The organism is Mycobacterium sp. E1747 (genome assembly GCF_001667775.1).
GTDB lineage: Bacteria > Actinomycetota > Actinomycetes > Mycobacteriales > Mycobacteriaceae > Mycobacterium.
In genome coordinates, this window is sequence record NZ_LZJI01000187.1 from 15645 (window position 1) to 36039 (window position 20395).

Genomic DNA, 20395 nt, shown 5'->3' on the forward strand with positions numbered 1-20395 from the left:
CGCGGTTCTCGAAGATTCCGTTCGACAAACTGGACGCGGCCAAACCCCATTCCGAACGGGGATATGCGCCAGTTGTGGGAAGCGACGATCCACGCCGCCAGGGCTGCCGACGAGCGCATGTTTGATCGCTCCTTGCCGGCGCGGTCCCACGAGCTTCAGACCGAGATGCGAATGATTAACATCGATGATCGATCGCGTAGAGTCGTACCATCGACGACAGGCCGGGCGTACTGGCATGTTTGGGAAACCGGTGTGTAGCGGGCGCGTCGGGAGCGCAGCATCGCATTTCTTTTGGCTAGGAGTATCGGACCGTTTGAAATCCTCCCAGAGGTGGCCATACTCACTAGCGACATTTCTTGGGCCCGAGAGGTACACGGGGCTGGTCGGAAAAGTGACGACGGCGCTTCGTCCAGCAAATTCCGTGATGCGGCAATTGCCGCAGCCGACGGTCAACGGCGGCCCAATTGTGAGGCGAGGTGAGTGATGGTTGATCAACTCCAGCATGCGACCGAAGCGCTGCGTAAAGCGTTGGTCCAGGTGGAACGCCTGAAGCGCACCAACCGTGCGTTGCTGGAGCGCTCGAGCGAGCCGATCGCCATCGTCGGTATGGCCTGTCGTTTCCCGGGCGGGATCGATTCACCGGAGGGCCTGTGGCAGATGGTTGCCGACGGCCGCGATGTGATGTCGGACTTTCCCACGGACCGAGGCTGGGACCTGGACGGGCTTTTCGACCCGGATCCCGACGCTCGGCACAAGTCGTACGCGCGCACCGGCGGGTTCGTGGACGGAGTCGCCGACTTCGACCCCGCGTTCTTCGGCATCGCGCCGAGTGAGGCGCTGGCGATGGATCCCCAGCATCGGATGCTGCTAGAGCTGTCCTGGGAGGCGCTCGAACGCGGCGGAATCGACCCCAGCGGGCTGCGAGGCAGCAGCACCGGCGTGTTCGCGGGGCTCGTCGTCCAAGGCTACGGAATGTTGGGCGAAGAGGCAGAGGGTCATCGTCTGACTGGCACGACGTCGAGCGTCGCGTCGGGGCGAGTGTCCTATGTGCTGGGCTTGGAAGGGCCGGCGGTATCGCTGGACACCGCGTGTTCGTCGTCGTTGGTCGCGCTGCACATGGCCATCCAGTCGCTGCGTTCTGGCGAGTGCGACCTGGCTCTGGCGGGCGGTGTGACGGTCAATGCCACGCCGACGATTTTCGTGGAGTTCAGCCGGCATCGCGGAATGGCACCTGACGGTCGGTGCAAGCCGTACGCGGGCGCGGCCGATGGGGTCGGCTGGTCCGAGGGCGGCGGGATGCTGGTGGTCGAGCGGTTGTCGGATGCGCAGCGGCTGGGGCATCCGGTGTTGGCGTTGGTGCGCGGTTCGGCGGTGAATCAGGATGGTGCGTCGAACGGTTTGACGGCGCCTAACGGTCCGTCCCAGCAGCGGGTGATGCGCGCGGCCCTGGCTAACGCTGGTTTGTCTGCGGCCGAGGTCGATGTGGTGGAGGGTCACGGGACCGGGACCATGCTGGGTGATCCGATCGAAGCTCAGGCCTTGCTGGCCACGTACGGGCAGGATCGGACGGAGTCCGAAGAACCCCTGTGGCTGGGGTCGATCAAGTCGAACATGGGGCACACTCAGGCAGCCGCCGGTGTGGCCGGGGTTATCAAGATGGTGCAGGCGATGCGCCACGAGATGCTGCCGGGGACACTGCACGTGGACGTGCCAAGTCCGCATGTGGACTGGTCGGCGGGGTCGGTTCGGCTGCTCACCGAGCCCCGGCCTTGGAAGAAGCAGGGACGAGAGCAGGCCGGCGGACACGTCAGGCGGGCCGGAGTTTCTTCGTTCGGGGTCAGCGGCACCAACGCGCACGTCATCGTTGAAGAGACACCCTGTGAGCAAAGCTCGCGGCAACCCGCGAGCGGAGCCGGCGCGCCCGTGGTCCCGTGGGTGGTGTCCGCCAAGTCCGCTGCGGCGCTGAGGAATCAGGCGGCCCGGCTTGCCGAGCACCTGAACGCTCATCCGGAGCTCGACGTCGCCGATGTTGCTTGGACGCTGGCCGGCCGCGCGACCTTCGAGCACCGTGCGGTGGTCGTCGGCGGCGACCGGGACGAGCTGCTGGCCGGACTGGACAAGCTGGCTGAGGATGACCCGGCTTCCGTGGTAGTCCGCGGTGCCGCCGCGCCCGCGAGCAAGAACGTCTTCGTATTCCCCGGCCAGGGCTCACAGTGGCTCGGCATGGGCATCGAATTGCTCAACAGCTCACCGGCATTCGCTGAGCAGATCAATGCGTGCGCGGAAGCCTTCACCGAATTCGTGGACTGGTCACTGACCGATGTCCTGCGTGGCGCTCCGGGCGCCCCGGGAATGGATCGTGTCGATGTGGTGCAGCCGGCGTTGTTTGCGGTGATGGTGTCGCTGGCCGAGTTGTGGAAGTCGGTCGGTGTCCGTCCCGATGCCGTGATCGGACATTCTCAGGGTGAGATCGCCGCCGCCTATGTGGCGGGCGCGCTGTCGTTGCGGGACGCGGCGAAGGTGGTGACGTTGCGCAGCAAGTTGCTGCGGTCGCTCGCCGCTCCCGGCGGCATGGTGTCGATCGCATGCGGCGTCGACCGGGCGCGGGAACTGTTGGCGGCCTACGGGAATCGACTGAGCATTGCCGCGATCAACGGTGCCTCGGCGGTGGTGGTGTCCGGTGAGGTCGCCGCGCTCGAGGAACTCATCGCGTTCTGCGCCGACTTGGACCTGCGCACCCGGCGGATCGACGTCAACTACGCCTCGCATTCGGCCGAGGTCGAGGCGATACAGGCAGAGCTCATCGAGGCGCTGGCCGACCTCGAGCCGCAGTCCACGCGTACCGCGTTCTTCTCGACCGTAACCGGAAATCGTTTCGACACAGCAGGTTTGGACGCGCAGTACTGGTATCGCAACATTCGTCAGACCGTGCAGCTGGACCCGGCTGTGCGCAGCGCGTGCGAGCAGGGCTACCGCACGTTCATCGAATCCAGCCCACATCCCGCGTTGGTGGCCGGCATCGAGGACACCGTCAGCGATTGCGCCAAAGGTGGCGACCGGAGCGACACTGCGCCCATTGTCGTACCCACACTGGGTCGCGAAGACGGCGGTCTGCGGCGGTTCCTGACATCGGCCGCCACCGCATTCGTCGCGGGTGTGGGCGTGGACTGGCGCGGGATGCTGGACGGGGCCGGATTCGTCGAGCTGCCGACGTACGCCTTTGAGCGGCGCCGCTTTTGGCTCTCCGAAACCCTAATGGCCGATGCCACCGGTTTGGGGCTCAAGACCACCGACCATGCCCTGCTGGGTGCGGTGGTCGATCTGCCGGCATCGGGCGCTGTGGCCATGACGGGCCGATTGTCGCCGAGCACCCACGGCTGGTTGCGCGATCACACTGTGTCGGGTGTATCGATCTTCCCGGGCTCGGGCCTGGTGGAGTTGGCGATCCGTGCCGGCGACGAGGTCGGCTGCCCAGTGGTCGACGAGCTGACGTTGCAGGCACCCCTGTTGCTGCCGGCCTCGGAATCGGTTGCGGTGCAAGTGGTCGTGGGTCCCGCCAGCGAATCCGGCAAGCGTGATGTCTCGGTGTTCTCGCGGGCGGATGCCGGCTCCGCGTGGATCTGCCACGCCGAAGGCACGCTGAGCTCCGAGCCGATCGAGGCCGGGGCAGACCTGTCGGTGTGGCCGCCGGCGGGCGCCGTCGCGGTGGACACCGCCGACGGCTACGAGCGGCTCGCCGCGCGCGGATACGGTTACGGCCCGGCGTTCCAGGGGCTGACCGCGGCCTGGGTCCGCGGCGACGAGGTTTTCGCCGACGTGACGTTGCCGGAGGCGGCCGGGGGCGTCGGTGGCTTCGGGATTCACCCGGCCCTGCTCGACGCTGCGATGCACGCCTTGGTTGTGGCAGCAGACGATTCGGACCTCTCGGAGATCGCGGTGCCGTTCTCGTGGCAGGGCGTTTCCTTGCATGCCGCGGGCGCCTCGGCTGTCCGGGTGCGGATTACGCGCGCGGGTGATTCCGCGGCCGCGATCGAGCTCGCCGACGGGCTGGGATTGCCGGTGCTGTCGGTCCGCGCGATGGTGGTGCGGCCGGTCAGCGAGGAACAGCTGAAGACCGCTGTGTTGTCTCGCGCGGGCCACGGCGCCGACCGGCTCTTCGAGGTGGGCTGGTCACCGGTGTCCGGCCGTTCCGGGTCGGCTCCCGATACGGCCTATGAGGTGTTCGAATCCGTTGTGGGCGTTGATGATCCGGTAGCAGACAGCTATCAGCGCACACGCCTGGCCCTGGACGCCCTGCAGTCGTGGTTGACCGAACGCGACTCGGGCGTGTTGGTGGTGGCCACCCGGGCAGCGATGGCCCTGCCAGGGGAGGATGTCACGGACCTGGCGGGCGCGGCGGTCTGGGGCCTGGTGCGGTCTGCGCAGACCGAACATCCGGGCCGGATCGCGCTCGTCGATTCCGACGGGCCGCTGGATGCCGACCGGGTCGCCGCCGTGCTGGCGGGGGGCGAGCCGCAGGCGTTGGTGCGGGGCGACACGGTGTACGTCCCGCGGGTCCGCGGCAGCCGCGCCGTCGACGAGCTGCTGACACCGCCCGCCGACGGGCCGTGGCGACTGGGGTTGAGCAGCGCGGGCACGTTCGAGAATCTGTGGCTGGAGCCCGTTCCCGACGCCGGAGCGCCGCTGCAGCCGGGCACGGTGCGGGTGGCGCTGCGCGCCATCGCGGCGAACTTCCGCGACATCATGGTCACGCTGGGCCTGTTCACCCACGACGCGCGGATCGGCGGCGAGGGCGCCGGAGTGGTGGTCGAAGTCGGTCCGGGGGTCACGGAATTCGCGGTCGGTGACTCGGTGTACGGGTTTTTCCCCGAGGGCAGCGGCACCCTGGTTGCCGCCGATGTGCGGCTGCTGGTGCGCAAGCCCGCGGACTGGTCTTACGCCGAAGCCGCCGCCATATCGGTCGTCTTCGCCACCGCGTACATGGCGTTCGTGGACCTGGCCGACGCCAAGCCGGGCCAGCGGGTGCTGGTGCACGCCGCCGCGGGTGGGGTCGGGATGGCCGCGGTGCAGCTGGCCAGGCATTTGGGGCTCGAGGTGTTCGCCACCGCCAGCCGCGGTAAATGGGACACGTTGCGGGCCATGGGTTTCGACGACGATCATATTTCGGACTCGCGCAGCCTGGAATTCGAGGATAAGTTCCGGGCGATCACCGGCGGAGCGGGCATGGATATCGTTCTGGACTCGCTTGCCGGCGAATTCGTCGATGCCTCACTGCGTTTGGTTGCACCCGGCGGCGTGTTCCTGGAGATGGGCAAGACCGACATCCGCGACTCCGGGTTGGTCGCCCGGGATCACCCGGGGGTGCGCTACCGCGCGTTCGACCTGTTCGAGCCCGGCCGTCCCCGCATGCACCAGTTCATGCTGGAGCTTGCCGCGCTGTTTGACGCCGGCGTCCTGCGCCCCTTGCCGGTCACCACGTTCGACATCCGGCGGGCGCCCGCGGCGCTGCGGTACTTGAGCCAGGCACGTCACGTCGGCAAGGTCGTGATGACCCTGCCCGGCGGGCTGGCCTCGGGCACCGTGCTGATCACCGGAGGAACCGGCATGGCCGGGTCGGCGCTGGCCCGACACCTGGTGGCGCAGCACGGCGTTCGGAGCCTGGTGCTGGTCAGCCGCCGGGGCCCGGACACGCCGGGCTCCGACGAATTGGTCGCAGAGCTAAAGGCCGCCGGTGCCCGGGTGCGGGTGGTCGCCTGCGACGCATCAGACCGCTCAGCCCTGGCGCGGGTGATCGCTGATATCCCAGCGGAATCGCCGCTGTCGGGTGTCGTGCACGCGGCCGGCGTGCTGGACGACGCGGTGGTGACATCGCTGACCCCGGAGCGGGTGGACGCGGTGTTGCGGGCCAAGGTCGACGCGGCGTGGAACCTGCACGAGCTGACCCGCGACATGGATCTGTCCGCGTTCGTGTTGTTCTCCTCGCTGGCCGGGTTGGTCGGATCCTCAGGGCAGGGCAACTACGGGGCCGCCAACTCGTTCCTCGACGCGTTGGCCGCACACCGGCGCGCCCACGGCCTGCCGGCCGTCTCGCTGGGCTGGGGGCTGTGGGAGCAGGCCAGCGCCATGACCGGCGGGCTGGACGCCGCCGACCTGGCGCGGCTGAGCCGCGATGGCGTCCTGGCGCTCTCGTCGGATGAGGCGATGGAACTGTTCGATACGGCGCTCATCGTCGACGCGCCGTTCATCGCGCCCGCCCGCATCGACATCACCGCGCTGCGCGCGCACGCGGGTGCGGTGCCGCCGATGTTCGCCGACCTGTTCAACGCGCCGACTCGCCGCCGCGTCGACGACTCGCTGGCCGCCGCGAAGTCGAAATCGGCTCTCGCGCAGCGGTTGCACGGCCTGCCCGATGCCGAGCAACAGGCCATGCTGTTGGACCTGGTGAGGTCCAACATCGCCACCGTGCTGGGCAACGTCAGCCCCGAGGCCATCGCCCCGGACAAGGCTTTCCAGGATTTGGGTTTCGACTCGCTGACCGCGGTCGAGATGCGCAACCGGATCAAAACGGTTACCGGGCTTGCGCTTTCGCCGACGCTCATCTTCGACTATCCGACGCCGAACGCCCTGGCATCCTACATCCGCACCGAACTCGCCGGCGTGCCGCAAGCGATCACTCACACCCCGGCCGTTCGCGCCACCGGTGACGATCCGATAGCGATCGTCGGCATGTCGTGTCGATTCCCGGGCGGAGTGAATGGCCCGGACGACCTGTGGGAAATGCTGATCGAGGGTCGAGACCTGGTGTCGGAATTCCCGCGCGACCGTGGCTGGAACCTGGCCGATCTCTACAACCCAGATCCCGACGTCCCCGGCACCTGCATCACCCAGGCCGGTGGCTTCGTGGACGGTGTGGCGGACTTCGATCCGGCCTTTTTCGGGGTGTCACCCAGCGAGGCGCTGGCGATGGACCCCCAGCAGCGCATGTTCCTCGAGTTGTCCTGGGAGGCGTTGGAGCGTGCGGGAATTGAACCCGGCGGGTTGCGGGGCAGCGCCACCGGGGTATTCGCGGGGGTCTACGCCCAGGCCTACGGCATGGGCTCGTCGGAGGCGGTTGAGGGCTTCCGGCTGACCGGGCAATCGTCGAGTGTGGCGTCGGGCCGCGTGTCGTATGCGCTGGGGCTGGAGGGGCCGGCGGTCTCGCTGGATACCGCGTGTTCGTCGTCGTTGGTGGCGTTGCACATGGCAATACAGTCGCTGCGCTCCGGCGAGTGCGACCTGGCCCTCGCCGGCGGCGTCACGATCAACGCGACCCCCGACATCTTCGTCGAGTTCAGTCGCATGCGCGGTCTGTCCGCCGACGGACGGTGCAAGGCGTACGCCGGGGCCGCCGACGGCACCGGATTCGCCGAGGGCGGCGGCATGCTGGTGGTGGAGCGGTTGTCGGATGCGCAGCGGTTGGGGCATCCGGTGCTGGCCTTGGTGCGGGGTTCGGCGGTCAATCAGGATGGTGCGTCCAACGGGCTGACCGCGCCCAACGGCCCGTCGCAGCAGCGCGTGCTGCGGGCCGCGCTGGCCAATGCCGGACTGAGCCCGGCCGACGTTGACGCGGTCGAGGGCCATGGCACCGGCACGATGTTGGGCGATCCGATTGAGGCGCAAGCTTTGTTGGCGACCTACGGTCAGCATCGCAGCGAGCCGCTGTGGTTGGGGTCGATCAAGTCGAACATGGGTCATACGCAGGCCGCGGCCGGCGTGGCCGGGGTGATCAAGATGGTGCAGGCGATGCGCCACGAGACGCTGCCGGCGACGTTGCACGTGGATCAGCCCACCCCGCATGTGGATTGGTCGGCGGGATCGGTGTCGCTGCTCACGCAAGCCCGGGCTTGGAAGGCTGAATCGGCGAATCACCCACGCCGCGCGGGCGTTTCGTCGTTCGGGATCAGCGGCACCAATGCGCATGTGATTGTGGAGGCCGCGCCGCCGGCGGAGGTCGTGCCGAGCTCCAGGCCGCCGGTGCTGCCGTGGGTGGTCGCGGCGAAGTCGGCGACGGCCCTGCGCGGCCAGGCCGAGCGCTTGGCCGCTCACGTGCGGGCCCGCGGTGCGCTTCACCTTGCCGATGTCGGGTGGTCATTGGCGGGCCGGTCGGTGTTCGAGCACCGCGCGGTGGTGGTCGGCGCCGATCGGGACCGGCTGCTGGCGGGACTCGACGAATTGGCCGGCGACGACCTGGCCGGCTCGGTCATCCGCGGCACCGCGACCGGGCCGGTAGCGGCGGGCAAGACCGTCTTCGTCTTCCCCGGCCAAGGGTCCCAATTGCTTGGCATGGGGCGCGAGCTCCACGCCGGATACCCGGTGTTCGCCGAGGCCTTTGACGCCGTCGTGGCCGAACTCGATCGCCACCTGCTGCGTCCCCTGTGCGAGGCGATGTGGGGTGACGAGCAGGACCTGCTGAACACCACCGAATTCGCGCAGCCCGCGCTGTTCGCGATCGAGGTGGCGCTGTTCAGGCTCCTCGAATCCTGGGGTGTGCGGCCCGATTTCGTGATGGGGCACTCGGTCGGCGAGCTGTCCGCCGCGCACGTCGCTGGCGTCCTGCCGTTGGAGAACGCCGCGGTGCTGGTGGTCGCCCGCGGCCGTTTCATGCAGGCTCTGCCGGCGGGCGGGGCGATGTTCGCCGTGGCGGCCACCGAAGAGGAAGTTCGACCGCTGCTGGGCGCCGACATCGGCCTCGCCGCGGTCAACGGGCCTGCCTCGGTGGTGATTTCGGGTGCCGAGAACAGGGTGACCGCCATCGCCGACCGGTTCCGGGCTGACGGTCACCGAGTCCACCGACTGGCGGTCTCGCACGCCTTCCACTCACCGTTGATGGACCCGATGATCGACGAATTCGGCGCCGTCGCCGCCGGGTTCGCCACTGCGAAGGCCACCATCCCGATCATTTCCAACCTAACCGGCCAATTAGCCGACGACGACTTCGGTTCGGCGTCGTACTGGAAGCGTCACATCCGCGAAGCGGTCCGGTTCGCCGACAGCATCCGCTTCGCGCACTCCGCCGGGGCGACCCGGTTCCTGGAAGTCGGTCCCGGCGGAGGGCTGACGGCTGCGATCGAAGAAACGCTGCCCGAGGCCCTCGTCGTGACTACGTCGGTGATTCACAAAGATCGCCCCGAGCCCGAGACGCTGACCAACGCCGTCGCGCGACAGTTTGTCGCCGGCATGGATGTGGACTGGCGCGCAGCGATCGGGCCGGGCAACTTCGTCGAGCTGCCCACCTATGCCTTCGAGCGGCGGCGGTTCTGGCTCTCCGGTGGTGGTGGCGCCGCCGACGCCGCCGGCCTGGGGCTCAGCGTGAGCGGGCATGCGCTGCTGGGCGGCGTGGTCGAGTTGCCGGCCTCCGGCGGCGTGGTGCTGACGGGCCGGTTGTCGGCCGGCGTGCAGAGCTGGCTGGCCGATCACGCCGTCGGCGGGACGACGATCTTCCCCGGTGCGGGGTTCGTAGAGTTGGCGATCGCCGCGGGCGACGAGGTGGGTTGCGGAGTCGTCGACGAGTTGAATCTGGCTGCGCCACTGGTGTTGCCGGCTGGGGGTTCGGTCGCGGTGCGCGTCGTGGTCGGTGGCGCCGAAGAGTCGGGCGCCCGCACGGTCTCAGTGTTTTCGCGCGCCGAGGCGGGCTCCGCCTGGCTCTTGCACGCCGAGGGGTCGCTGACTGCGGGGTCGGTTGAGCCCAGCGCAGACCTATCGGTTTGGCCGCCGGCCGGCGCCGTCGCGGTCGACATCGAGAACGGGTATCAGCGGCTGGCCGAACGTGGTTACGGGTACGGGCCGGCATTCCAGGGTTTGACGTCGGCGTGGCGTCGCGGCGACGAAGTGTTCGCGGAGGTCGCCCTGCCCACCGGCGCCGACGTCGCGGGCCTGTCGGTGGCCGGATTCGGGATCCATCCCGTCGTGCTGGATGCGGCATTGCACGCGGTCATGCTGGCATCGAAAGACGGTGAGCTTGCCGAGGGTTCGGTACTGGTGCCGTTCTCCTGGCAGGGCGTGTCATTGCATGCGGCGGGAGCGACGGCGGTGCGGGCGCGAATCGTGCGGACCGGTCCGTCCTCGATGTCGATCGAACTGGCCGACGGGCTGGGGTTGCCGGTGCTGTCGGTCTCGTCGATGGTGGCCCGCCCGGTCAGCGAGCAGCAGTTGCGGGCCGCGGTGTCGGGTTCGGGCGCCGACCGGCTCTTCGAGGTTGACTGGTCGGCGCAGCCGTCACAAGATGTACAGCCGGTGTCGGTGATCCGCTGGGACACAACGGTATTAGATACGGTCGAGGTCGAGCCCTCGGTGTATCTGTTCGAATCGTCACCGGTGGCTGGCGATGTCTTGGGGGACGTTTACGCGGCCACCCGTGCCGCGCTGGCGGCGCTACAAACCTGGCTGGCCCGCGACGGCGCGGCGACGCTGGTGGTGGCGACCACCGGCGCGGTGGCGTTGCCGGGGGAGGATGTCACCGATCTGGCTGGTGCGGCGGTGTGGGGTTTGGTGCGCGCGGCGCAGACCGAGCATCCCGGCCGCATCGTGCTCGTCGATTCCGATACCCCACTAGACGATTCGACGGCCGCCGCGGTGCTGGCGGCCAATGAGCCGCAGGTGGTGCTGCGCGGCGGAACGGTTCACACCGCGCGGGTCCACGGCAGCGCTGCCGTCGGCGCCCTGCTGGTGCCGCCGGCCGATGGCCCCTGGCGGCTGGCGATGAGCAGCCAGGGCACCTTCGACGACGTTCGGCTGGAGCGCATTCCCGACGGCTCGGAGGTCCAAGCGCCGCTGGCGCCCGGGCGGGTTCGCGTCGCGCTGTCGGCCATCGCCGCCAACTTCCGCGACGTCATGATCGCGCTGGGCCTGTACCCCGACCCGGACGCGAAGATGGGCATCGAAGCCTCCGGGGTGGTGACCGAAACCGCCGCGGGCGACGGGCGTTTCCAGGTCGGCGATCGGGTCATGGGACTGTTCCCTGAAGGCACCGGAACGATCGCCGTGACCGATGAGCGGCTGCTGGTGAAGGTTCCGGCGGGCTGGTCGCACACCGCGGCGGCCACCATCTCGGTCGTTTTCACCACCGCCTACTACGCGCTCACTGATCTGGCCGCCGCCAAGGCGGGCCAGCGGGTGCTGATTCATGCCGGTGCCGGCGGTGTCGGAATGGCCGCGGTGCAGTTGGCTCGGCACTTCGACCTGGAGGTGTTCGTCACCGCGAGTCGCGGTAAGTGGGACACGTTGCGGGCCATGGGTTTTGACGACGATCATATTTCGGACTCGCGGAGCCTGGTATTCGAGGAGAAGTTCCGTGCGGTCACCGGCGGAGCGGGCATGGATATCGTTCTGGACTCGCTTGCGGGCGAATTCGTCGATGCCTCATTGCGGTTGGTGGCGCCCGGCGGGGTGTTCCTGGAGATGGGCAAGACCGACGTCCGGGATCCGGCGGCCATCGCCGAGGAATATCACGGGGTGCGCTACCGCGCCTTCGACCTCATGGAGGCTGGAGCCGACCGCATCCGGGAGATACTCGCGGATCTGACCGAGCTCTTCGAGGCCGAGGTGCTGCGGCCGTTGCCGGTGACGACATTCGACGTGCGGCGCGCGCCGGCGGCCTTGCGGTACTTGAGTCAGGCCCGCCACGTCGGCAAGGTCGTGATGACCATGCCGGGCGCGTGGGCGGCGGGCACCGTGCTGATCACCGGTGGTACCGGGATGGCCGGTTCGGCGCTGGCGCGTCATGTGGTGTCTCGGCACGGCGCGCGAAACCTGGTGCTGCTGAGCCGGCGTGGGCCGCAGGCACCGGGGGCACCGGAGTTGGTGGCCGAATTGAGCGCGGCCGGAGCCGAAGTGCAGGTGGTGGCCTGTGATGCTGCCGATCGTGCGGCGCTGGCGAAGGTGATCGCCGATATCCCGGTGCAGTATCCGTTGTCCGCGGTCATTCATGCCGCCGGGGCGCTGGACGACGCGCTTGTGACGTCGCTGAGTCCCGAGCGGATGGATGGGGTCTTGCGGGCCAAGGTCGACGCGGCGTGGAACCTGCACGAGTTGACCCGCGATCTGGATCTGTCGGCGTTCGTGCTGTTTTCCTCGCTGGCCGGGCTGGTGGGTTCAACGGGGCAGGCCAACTACGGTGCGGCCAACTCGTTCCTGGACGGTCTCGCCGTGCACCGGAGGGCCCAGGGTCTGCCGGCGATCGCGCTGGGCTGGGGCCTGTGGGAGCAGGCCAGCGCCATGACCGGGGGACTGGCGACGGTCGGTTTCGCCCGCTTCGCCCGCGACGGGGTGCTGGCGATGGCGTCGGACGAGGCGCTGGAGTTGTTCGATACCGCACTGGCCGTCGACGAACCGTTCGTATTGCCGGCCCACATCGACCTGGCGGCGCTGCAGGCCAAGTTCGACGGGGGCGCGCTGCCGCCGATGTTCGTTGACCTGATCAACGTGCCGACCCGTCGTCGAGTCGATGATTCGTTGGCGGCCGCCAAGTCGAAATCCGCTCTGCTGCAACGCCTCGAAGGCTTACCCGAGGACGAGCAACGCGAAGTACTGCTGGATCTGGTGCGCTCTAGCATCGCGACCGTGCTGGGCAGCGCAAGCCCTGAGTCGATCGACCCCGACCAGGCGTTCCAGGAGTTGGGTTTCGATTCGCTCACCGCGGTCGAAATGCGCAACCGGCTCAAAACCGTTACCGGACTAGCACTTTCGCCGACGCTGATATTCGACTACCCCAACTCCGCCGCGTTGGCCGGTTACATCCATCGCGAGCTGGTCGAGACGTCCGAGCCGCTCGCTCCGGCCGCAGTGCCCGGGGAAGCCGAAATCCAGCGCGCGGTGGGCTCGATCCCGGTCAAGCGTCTGCGCCAGGCGGGGGTTCTGGAGCTGTTGCTGGCGTTGGCGAACGAGTCCGACGGCAGCGACGGCGGGGTTGACGGACAGCCGGCGGCCGGCGCGGCGCCCGCGGAGAAGAACATCGCGGACATGGACCTCGACGACCTGCTGAACGCGGCGTTACTGAACGACGACGACTAGCCATGAGAATCGCGATCACCGGGGCGAGCGGGGTACTTGGGCGTGGGCTCGTTCTCCGATTGCTCAGCCAGGGCCACGACGTCGTCGGGCTTGCCCGTCACCGGCCCGGAAACTGGCCGAGCGCAGCCGAATTCGTCACTGGTGACATTCGGGACACGGCCGTCGTCGAGCGCTGCGTGGCTGCCGCGGACGTCGTCGCACACTGCGCGTGGGCGAAGGACCCCGGGCCCCACCAGCGAATCAGTGATCAGGTCAATATCGGGGGCACCCGCAACGTCCTCGCGGCGATGGCCAAGAACGGTTCCGGGCGAATCGTTTTCCCCTCGTCGGCTCATGCTGGCGGCTCGGATCCGTTGGGCGCGCAGCACGCCCGTGTCGAAGAGATGCTGGCGGCCGCTGGCGTCGACTCGGTCGTCGTCCGGTGCGCTCTCGTCGTCGGCCGTAACGTCGACAACTGGGTGCGTCGGCTGCTCGCCCTCCCGGCTTTTCCCGAGGACCGCGCCGACAGTCCCATACAGGTCGTGCACCTCGACGACACGCTGAGGCTGCTGACACGCGCTGTCTTGGTCGACGAAATACCAAGTAGCACGGTGGACCTCGCGGCACCGGGCGCTCCGACGTTTCGTCAGATCGCCGCCGCCCTCGGTCGCCCGCTGGTGCCGCTGCGCGGCTCGATCGCCGGGCCGCTGCGCCGACGCCTGCCCTCGCTGGCCGAGCTGGAGTTGATCCACCGCGCCCCGCCGATGGACACCTCGCGGCTGGGGGAGTTGTGGAAATTCGAACCGGCATGGAACGCCAACGAATGCGTCGATGACCTCGCGCTGGGCGTGCGTGGTCGGCTGACGGTGGGTAGGCGGGTCATTTCGCTGCCGTGGCGGTTGGCCACCATCGACGAGCCGCCAGCGCCCGACGCGCCCGCCCTTGACGGGGTGCTCCCGGAATTGGTTGGGCCGGAAGGGCTCAACGGCGAATTCGACACCCCGGTCGACCCTCGTTTCCCGACCTTCCTGGCCACCAACCTGTCCGAGGCGTTACCCGGGCCGTTCTCGCCTTCGTCGGCGTCTGTGACTGTCCGCGCGTTGCGAACCGCCGGTGTCGGCGTCGCTCAGCGGCTGCGGCCGGGGGGGATAATCGAGCGTGAAATCGCGATGCGCATGGTCGCGGTATTCGGCCACCGGTTGTACGGGGCGATCACGACGGCGCATTTCATGGCCGAAACGATCCCGTTCATCAATCCCTCGACGGTGGTCAGCAAGAGCGGATTCTTCGGCCCCAGCATGGCTTCCCTGCCGATCTTCGGTGAGGAGCGTCCCGTCACGGAAAGGCATTGGACGCGAAGGCAACTGCGTACCTTGCGCAATATCGGGATAGTCGGTGGTAACCAAGTCGCCTTGAGCGCCGGTTCGTCGCGGGACACCCAGGCCTATGTGGCCGACATCGACCGCCTCGAGCGTCTCGCGGGCGGTGACCTCACCCGCCTCGCCGACGGCCGGTTGCTCAGCCTGAGCCTGCTGGCACGCGATCACGTCGTGCACGGTTGGGTGCTGGCCTCGGGGTCATTCATGCTGTGCACGGCGTTCAACCTGTTACTGCGTGGCTTGTGCGGCGGCGACACCACCCCGGCGGCCGGCCCGGAGTTGGCCAGCGCGCGATCGGTGCAGGCGGTGCGCCGGCTGGTGGTCGCGGCCCAACGCGATCCGGAAGTGCTGCGCGTGCTGGCCGAACCGGGGGACCGCCTTGGCAAGCTGGCCGTGGCGGCCCCTGACTTCCACGCCGCGGTGCTCTCCGAGTTGGACCTGATCGGGCACCGCGGCCCGGCCGAACTCGAGATGCTCTCGACCAGCTACGGCGATGATCCGGAGTTGCTGGTTCGGATGGTGATCCGGGCAATCAGCGTACCGCCGGCGCCGCAGGCGCAGCACCCGCGAATCCCGTTGCGGGCCCGGCCCGTGGCGTCGCTGTTCGCGCGGCAGTTGCGCGACCGTGAGGTTCGCCGCGACAAGGTGGTGCGCGCTAACTGGGTGCTGCGGGGGCTGCTGCGGGAATACGGGCGCCGATTGACCGAGGCCGGGGTCTTCAAGACACCTGACGACGTGTTCTATCTCTTGGTCGACGAACTTCAGGAAATTGGAGCCCTTCCCGTGGATGTGTCGGGGTTGGTGGCCCGCCGGCGGGCCGAGCACAGCCGGCTGGCCGCCGTCGCACCGCCGGCGGTGTTCCACGGGAGCTGGCAGCCCGTGGCCGCGTCGTCGCAGGCGCTGGGCGGCGGGGAGGCCATGCGCGGCCTCGGTGTCTGCGGGGGCCGGGTACGAGGCAGGGTGCGGATCGTGCGGCCCGACACCATCGACGACCTGGAGCCCGGAGAAATCCTTGTCGCCGAGGTCACCGACGTCGGCTACACCGCAGCATTTTGCTATGCCGCGGCAGTGGTGACCGAGTTGGGCGGGCCGATGTCGCATGCGGCCGTGGTAGCCCGCGAGTTCGGCTTTCCGTGTGTGGTCGATGTTCCGGGGGCCACCCGGTTGCTGCGGTCGGGCGCCCTCGTCGACGTCGACGGCGCTACGGGCGAGATTCACGTGCTCGAACCGGGCTTCGAAGATCGTCCGGCGCTTCCGGCAAACGGTCGCCACCCGTGATGTCCGGATTGCAAACCGCCACGAAACGCACGGTAATCTGATGCACGTGTCTGGTACCCCATTTCCGGTCCTGCTGCGTAAGCGTGCCAGCCTGCAGCCCGACGACGTGGCATACACGTTTGTCGACTACGAGAAGGACTGGGCCGGCGTCGCCGAGAGCTTGACGTGGCCCCAGCTGTATCGGCGAGTGCGCAACGTCGCGCGTGAGCTCAGGAATGCCGCCGCACCCGGCGACCGCGCGGTGATATTGGCGCCCCAGGGGCTCGACTACGTCGTCGCCTTCCTGGGCGCGCTGGAGGCCGGGATCATCGCGGTTCCCCTTTCGCTGCCGATGGGCGGCGTCGCCGATGAACGCATCGATTCGGTGCTGCGCGACGCGTCGCCGAGCGCGGTTCTCACCACGTCCTCCGCCGGGGCCGATGTCACCAGGTACGTCGCGCGCCCGCCCAGCGAGCCCGCCCTGTCGATCATCGAGATCGATTTGCTCGACCTGGACGCTCCGGCTCGGTTCGATACCGGGGAGCACAACTACCAGAGCACCGCGTATTTGCAATACACCTCCGGATCGACCCGTCAGCCGGCCGGAGTGATGATTTCCTATCCCAACCTTCAGGCCAATTACAAGCTGACGATGGCCGCCTGTTTTCCGCGAAGCGGAGGCGTTGCACCGCCGGACCACACGATTGTGACGTGGGCGCCCTTCTTCCACGACTTGGGTTTGGTGATGGGCGTGTGCACGCCGGTGCTGTCGGGATGCCGTTCGGTCCTCATCAGCCCGGGTGCTTTCCTGGAGCGCCCGGCCCGGTGGATGCAGTTGCTGGCCTCCTATCCCAGCACCTCGACGGCTGCGCCCAACTTCGCTCTGGACCTGGCGGCCCGCAGGACAACGGACGAGGACATGGCCGGGCTTGACCTCGCCAACGTGATCGCCGTTATGCCCGGCGCCGAGCGGGTGCGCCCGGAAACGCTCAAGCGCTTTACGGAGCGGTTTGCCCCGTTCAATCTTTCTCCCGCGGCGGTCCGGTCCACCTACGGGCTTGCTGAAGCGACGCTGTACGTGTCGACCAGTGCGGAGGGGGAGCCACCAGAGATTGGTCACTTCGATTCCGAGCAACTCTCCGCGGGCCAGGCGAGGCGGTGCGAAAGCGAAACGGGCACAACACTTGTCGGGTATCCAGCGCTGCAAGGCCCCACTGTGCGGATCGTCGATCCCGAGGCCCGTACCGAGTGCGCAGACGGAACGACCGGCGAGATATGGGTGCACGGCGGCAACGTCAGCGCGGGTTATTGGCGCAAGCCTGAAGAGACTGAGCGCACCTTCGGCGGTGTGCTGGTTGAGCCGTCGGCCGGCACGCCCGAAGGCCCTTGGCTCAGGACCGGGGATCTGGGCTTCATCTCCGAGGGAGCGCTGTTCGTCGTCGGCCGCCTCAAGGATCTGCTGATCGTCTACGGGCGTAACCACGCTCCCGATGACATCGAGGCGACGATCCAGGAGATCAGCAGGGGCCGGGTGGCGGCGATCGCCGTTCCCAATGACGGCGTGGACCAGCTTGTCGTCGTGATGGAGGTCAAGAAGCGGGGCGACTCGGAGGAAGACGTGATGCGCAAATTCGGCGTCATCAAGCGTGAAGTCACCTCGGCAATCTCGAACTCGCATAACCTGCGGGTCGCGGATCTGGTCCTGGTGGACCCCGGTTCGATTCCGATCACCACCAGCGGCAAAATCAGGCGATCGGCCTGTGTGGGTCGATACCAGCGAAACGAATTCGCGCGCTTGGACGCTTAGCTCCTAGCTGGGGCTGCGCCGGGAGTTTCCTCGTCGTCTTCCTCGTGGTGGAGTTCCTTGGGACGATGAAGAGTCTTCGTGCAGAGCTGCCTCTGCAATGTGTCTCCTATTGATCCCGGTGGATGGCGCCGCGCCACTCCACCGGGAGCGCATCTAAGGCGTCTTCCAGGCAGCCCCAGATCGCCTCGAGGCTGGGGGTGTCCGGCGTGGCGACCCGGTTCTCCACCGCGACGTTCGGCTCGTGTGGCGCCCCGCTGAACGGGGCAAGCGCGTTGATGGCGTCCATGACACGACGTCGACGGTCAGCGTAGGCCCACGCGGTCAGTTCCTCGGGCATGATCGGCCGACCGAAGATATAGTCCTGCGCGGCATGGCGATACGGAACCTCGAGTTTGCGATCCACCGGTACTTGGGGCAAGCCTCCCGCGAAATACATCGGCACAATCGGCATTGACGCCTCGATCGCCATGTCCAGCAGCGTGGAGGTGAGCCGTTCGACCCGCTGACCGGCGCGGACGTGTCGAGTGCCGTCGGCATGCACCATGGCTGACGTCCCGTGGTTGGCGGCATCGCTCTTGATTTGGTCAATCAGGCTGAAGAATTGCTGCGGATTGCGCTGATCGAAGTAACGGACATTGCCGAGCTTGTTGCCGTCGGTCGCGTCCAACAGTCGCAGAAGTTCACCGATCCAACGGGTTTCGTGTTTGGCGTTGGCGATCGTGGTGACCCTGGTGTTCGTCAGCCAGGAGGCGATCGAGGTGCCCAGCAGAGATTCGACCTGCACCTGGTGGTTGCCCAGCAACAGCACTGGGCGGCCACGAACCGCCGCCGTCGCGGCGGGATCTGCGACGATGACGTGCCTGACATACCGAGACAGCAGCGCCCAATGGAGAAGATCTCCGAATTCACCCGGCGATATCCGCAGTCTCTCGATCGACCAGCTGCGTACCGGTTGCCAGTCCGTGGCCAACGATGCGGTCGCGCGGTACGCGCCCGCGTGCGGTTGCTCGACGTCGACGCGGACCCGCTCGAGCGGCAGGGCCGGACAGCTGACCTGCCCGCGGGCCACCCGCACCTGCGACGGGTGGATCGCGCTGTGGGCGGCGTCGGCGACAGCTTCTTTGATGGCGATATCGGCGATCAACGAATCGCCTTGGCTGCCGGTGCAGTAGATCGCTTGCAGCGTGCCTTTGAACCAGTCCACCGTTGCCGCCCGGGCGGAATCGAGCGTCATCACCCCAGGACCCACCCGGTCGCTCAACGACACGGCGGGCACCGCACGCGCCTCGGCGAGAAAAGCGCGTCGCTCGAGGCCGCTGATCCGGGCGAAAGGCCCCTTAGACAGCAGGATCTCGACCACGCGCAGGTTCGCCCACGGCTTGCCGGCGACGCTGAGCCACAGATCGATGACGGGCATGCGGGCCTCGACATCATCGAACCCGACGAATCGGGCCTCCACGTCCACCATTCCTTCGGCGGGCGCGTCGCCGTAGAACCGGGCCCACGTCACCCGATGCGGATATGCCACCGTCGGATCCGTGGCTTCCGAATGCGATTCGGTGTCCGAACCGTTGGTCCAGAAACTCATCGCGGCGTGCGGGACGATGTGCAGCGCGCCGTCGAGCAGGCCCGGCTGCAGCCGGCCCGCCGGGACCTTGCACCGCCCCACCGCGAGCGTCCCGGCCGAGCCGTTACGGCCGATCCGGGCGCCGTCGATGAGCGTCGCGAACGAGGGACCGTGGAACAGCGTCCCGTCGTACGGGTTGGCAAAGGGCACTGCGTCTTTCAGCGGAGCAGGCACTGCCGGAACACCGTCGTAGTGGTCCGCGGTGACGATGACCGCCCGTGCCTGCGTTTCCCAGCGAGACAGCTCGGGTCTGGACGCGTCTCGCCATACTTCCAAGCGGCCCTGAAAGCGCCCGGGTTCGACCGGTTCGGCGACCACCCGGAGTTGCTTCGGTGAATCGATGACGATCCAGCGAAGGTCTCGCACGTCGGTGATCTCGACCACCTTGGCGCCGCCAGCGGCGCGCCCGGCGGCCTGCGCGAACAGGTCCAGCACCGACATCATCGGCAGCGACGGGATCACATACGTCGGGCAGTGATCGGCGATCCAGGTGTCGCGCGCGGGATCGATGGTCGTCTCGAGCGTCCCGGTCCCGACGGCGGGATCGGATGTGCCCCCGATCATGCGCATGCTGAGGTTGCTTGCGCTGTAAATGCGTTTGCCGTCAACCCACAATGAGCCCTCGGCAACTGCCAGGATGCCGTCGTCGGATCGGGTTAGGTGGGTGATCTCCACCTGCGACACGATCTGCTTGTTGGTGGGCACGACCTGGCCGCGATACCGCCAGGTGAGCGCGGTGTCCAGCGCCACCGGTTCGAAGCGCGCAGACAGGCCCGCTTCTTGGCCCAGGCCAAGGTCGAGCATCGCGAATTGTAGGAGTTGCACCAGCATCTCGACGCCGAGCGATCCGGGTTGAACGGGGTCTTGGTAGAAGTGGGCTTTGAAGAACCACTCCGCGGGATCGACGTCTTTTTCCGCGCGCCACTGGCCGAGGCCGGCGGCGCCGCCGGTGGGCCAACGGCCCGTCACCCGGTCGATCATCAACAGCATGGGATCGGCCAGCCGGGCACCCGCGCCGAAGAACTCGTCCGGGCGGGTGGAACCATCATCGTGAGCTTCGACGGCCACATCGAGGCGGACGACGGACCCGTCTACACGTTCACGACGGTGTTCGGATACTTTCCCCACGAGGCGTTGCAGCACCAAAACGGGCTTCCCGTAACGGAAGATCAGCGTTACCTCTTGGAGCTGCCCTGCGACGCTTCGGTCGTCGACCTACATGCCCGCCCGGACGAGTTCTTCGGCGCGGGTGCCCGGCTGGCCGATCCCATGCTGTTGATGATCGACCGGGTGACGGGC

Annotated in this window: 5 protein-coding genes; 4 read left to right on the forward strand and 1 reads right to left on the reverse strand. The window is 67.9% G+C overall.

The window, feature by feature from the left end; all coding sequences use genetic code 11:
- Positions 1-483: 483 nt before the first annotated feature.
- Genes A5695_RS18670 through A5695_RS18680 form a run of 3 tightly spaced genes read left to right on the forward strand, consistent with a single transcriptional unit; the run spans position 484 to position 17469 of the window.
- Positions 484-13047, forward strand: coding sequence for a type I polyketide synthase (locus tag A5695_RS18670; protein ID WP_068085332.1), 12564 nt, complete (start codon positions 484-486; stop codon positions 13045-13047).
- Between the two features lie 2 nt (positions 13048-13049).
- Positions 13050-15683: a PEP-utilizing enzyme gene (locus A5695_RS18675; RefSeq protein WP_068085335.1), complete on the forward strand. Its 2634-nt coding sequence runs from the start codon at positions 13050-13052 to the stop codon at positions 15681-15683.
- Between the two features lie 46 nt (positions 15684-15729).
- The gene (locus tag A5695_RS18680) at positions 15730-17469 is read left to right on the forward strand and encodes an AMP-binding protein (protein WP_304442348.1); all 1740 of its coding nucleotides are present in this window, start codon (positions 15730-15732) and stop codon (positions 17467-17469) included.
- A gap of 106 nt (positions 17470-17575) precedes the next feature.
- Here the strand turns inward: A5695_RS18680 and A5695_RS18685 are convergent, their stop codons facing one another.
- Positions 17576-20164, reverse strand: a complete 2589-nt coding sequence (locus A5695_RS18685; RefSeq protein WP_068085339.1) for a polyketide synthase dehydratase domain-containing protein — start codon at positions 20162-20164, stop codon at positions 17576-17578.
- On the opposite strand from A5695_RS18685, the gene A5695_RS28705 reads away from it, so the two are divergent.
- Positions 20147-20395: hypothetical protein (locus A5695_RS28705; RefSeq protein WP_156749735.1), on the forward strand; the 249-nt coding region annotated here is incomplete at its 3' end. The genes A5695_RS18685 and A5695_RS28705 overlap by 18 nt on opposite strands.

What these genes read in the sequence shown, in the direction of transcription:
- A5695_RS18670 (WP_068085332.1), top strand. Translation starts at nt 484, where the DNA reads ATGGTTGATCAACTCCAGCATGCGACCGAAGCGCTGCGTAAAGCGTTG.
- A5695_RS18675 (WP_068085335.1), top strand. Translation starts at nt 13,050, where the DNA reads ATGAGAATCGCGATCACCGGGGCGAGCGGGGTACTTGGGCGTGGGCTC.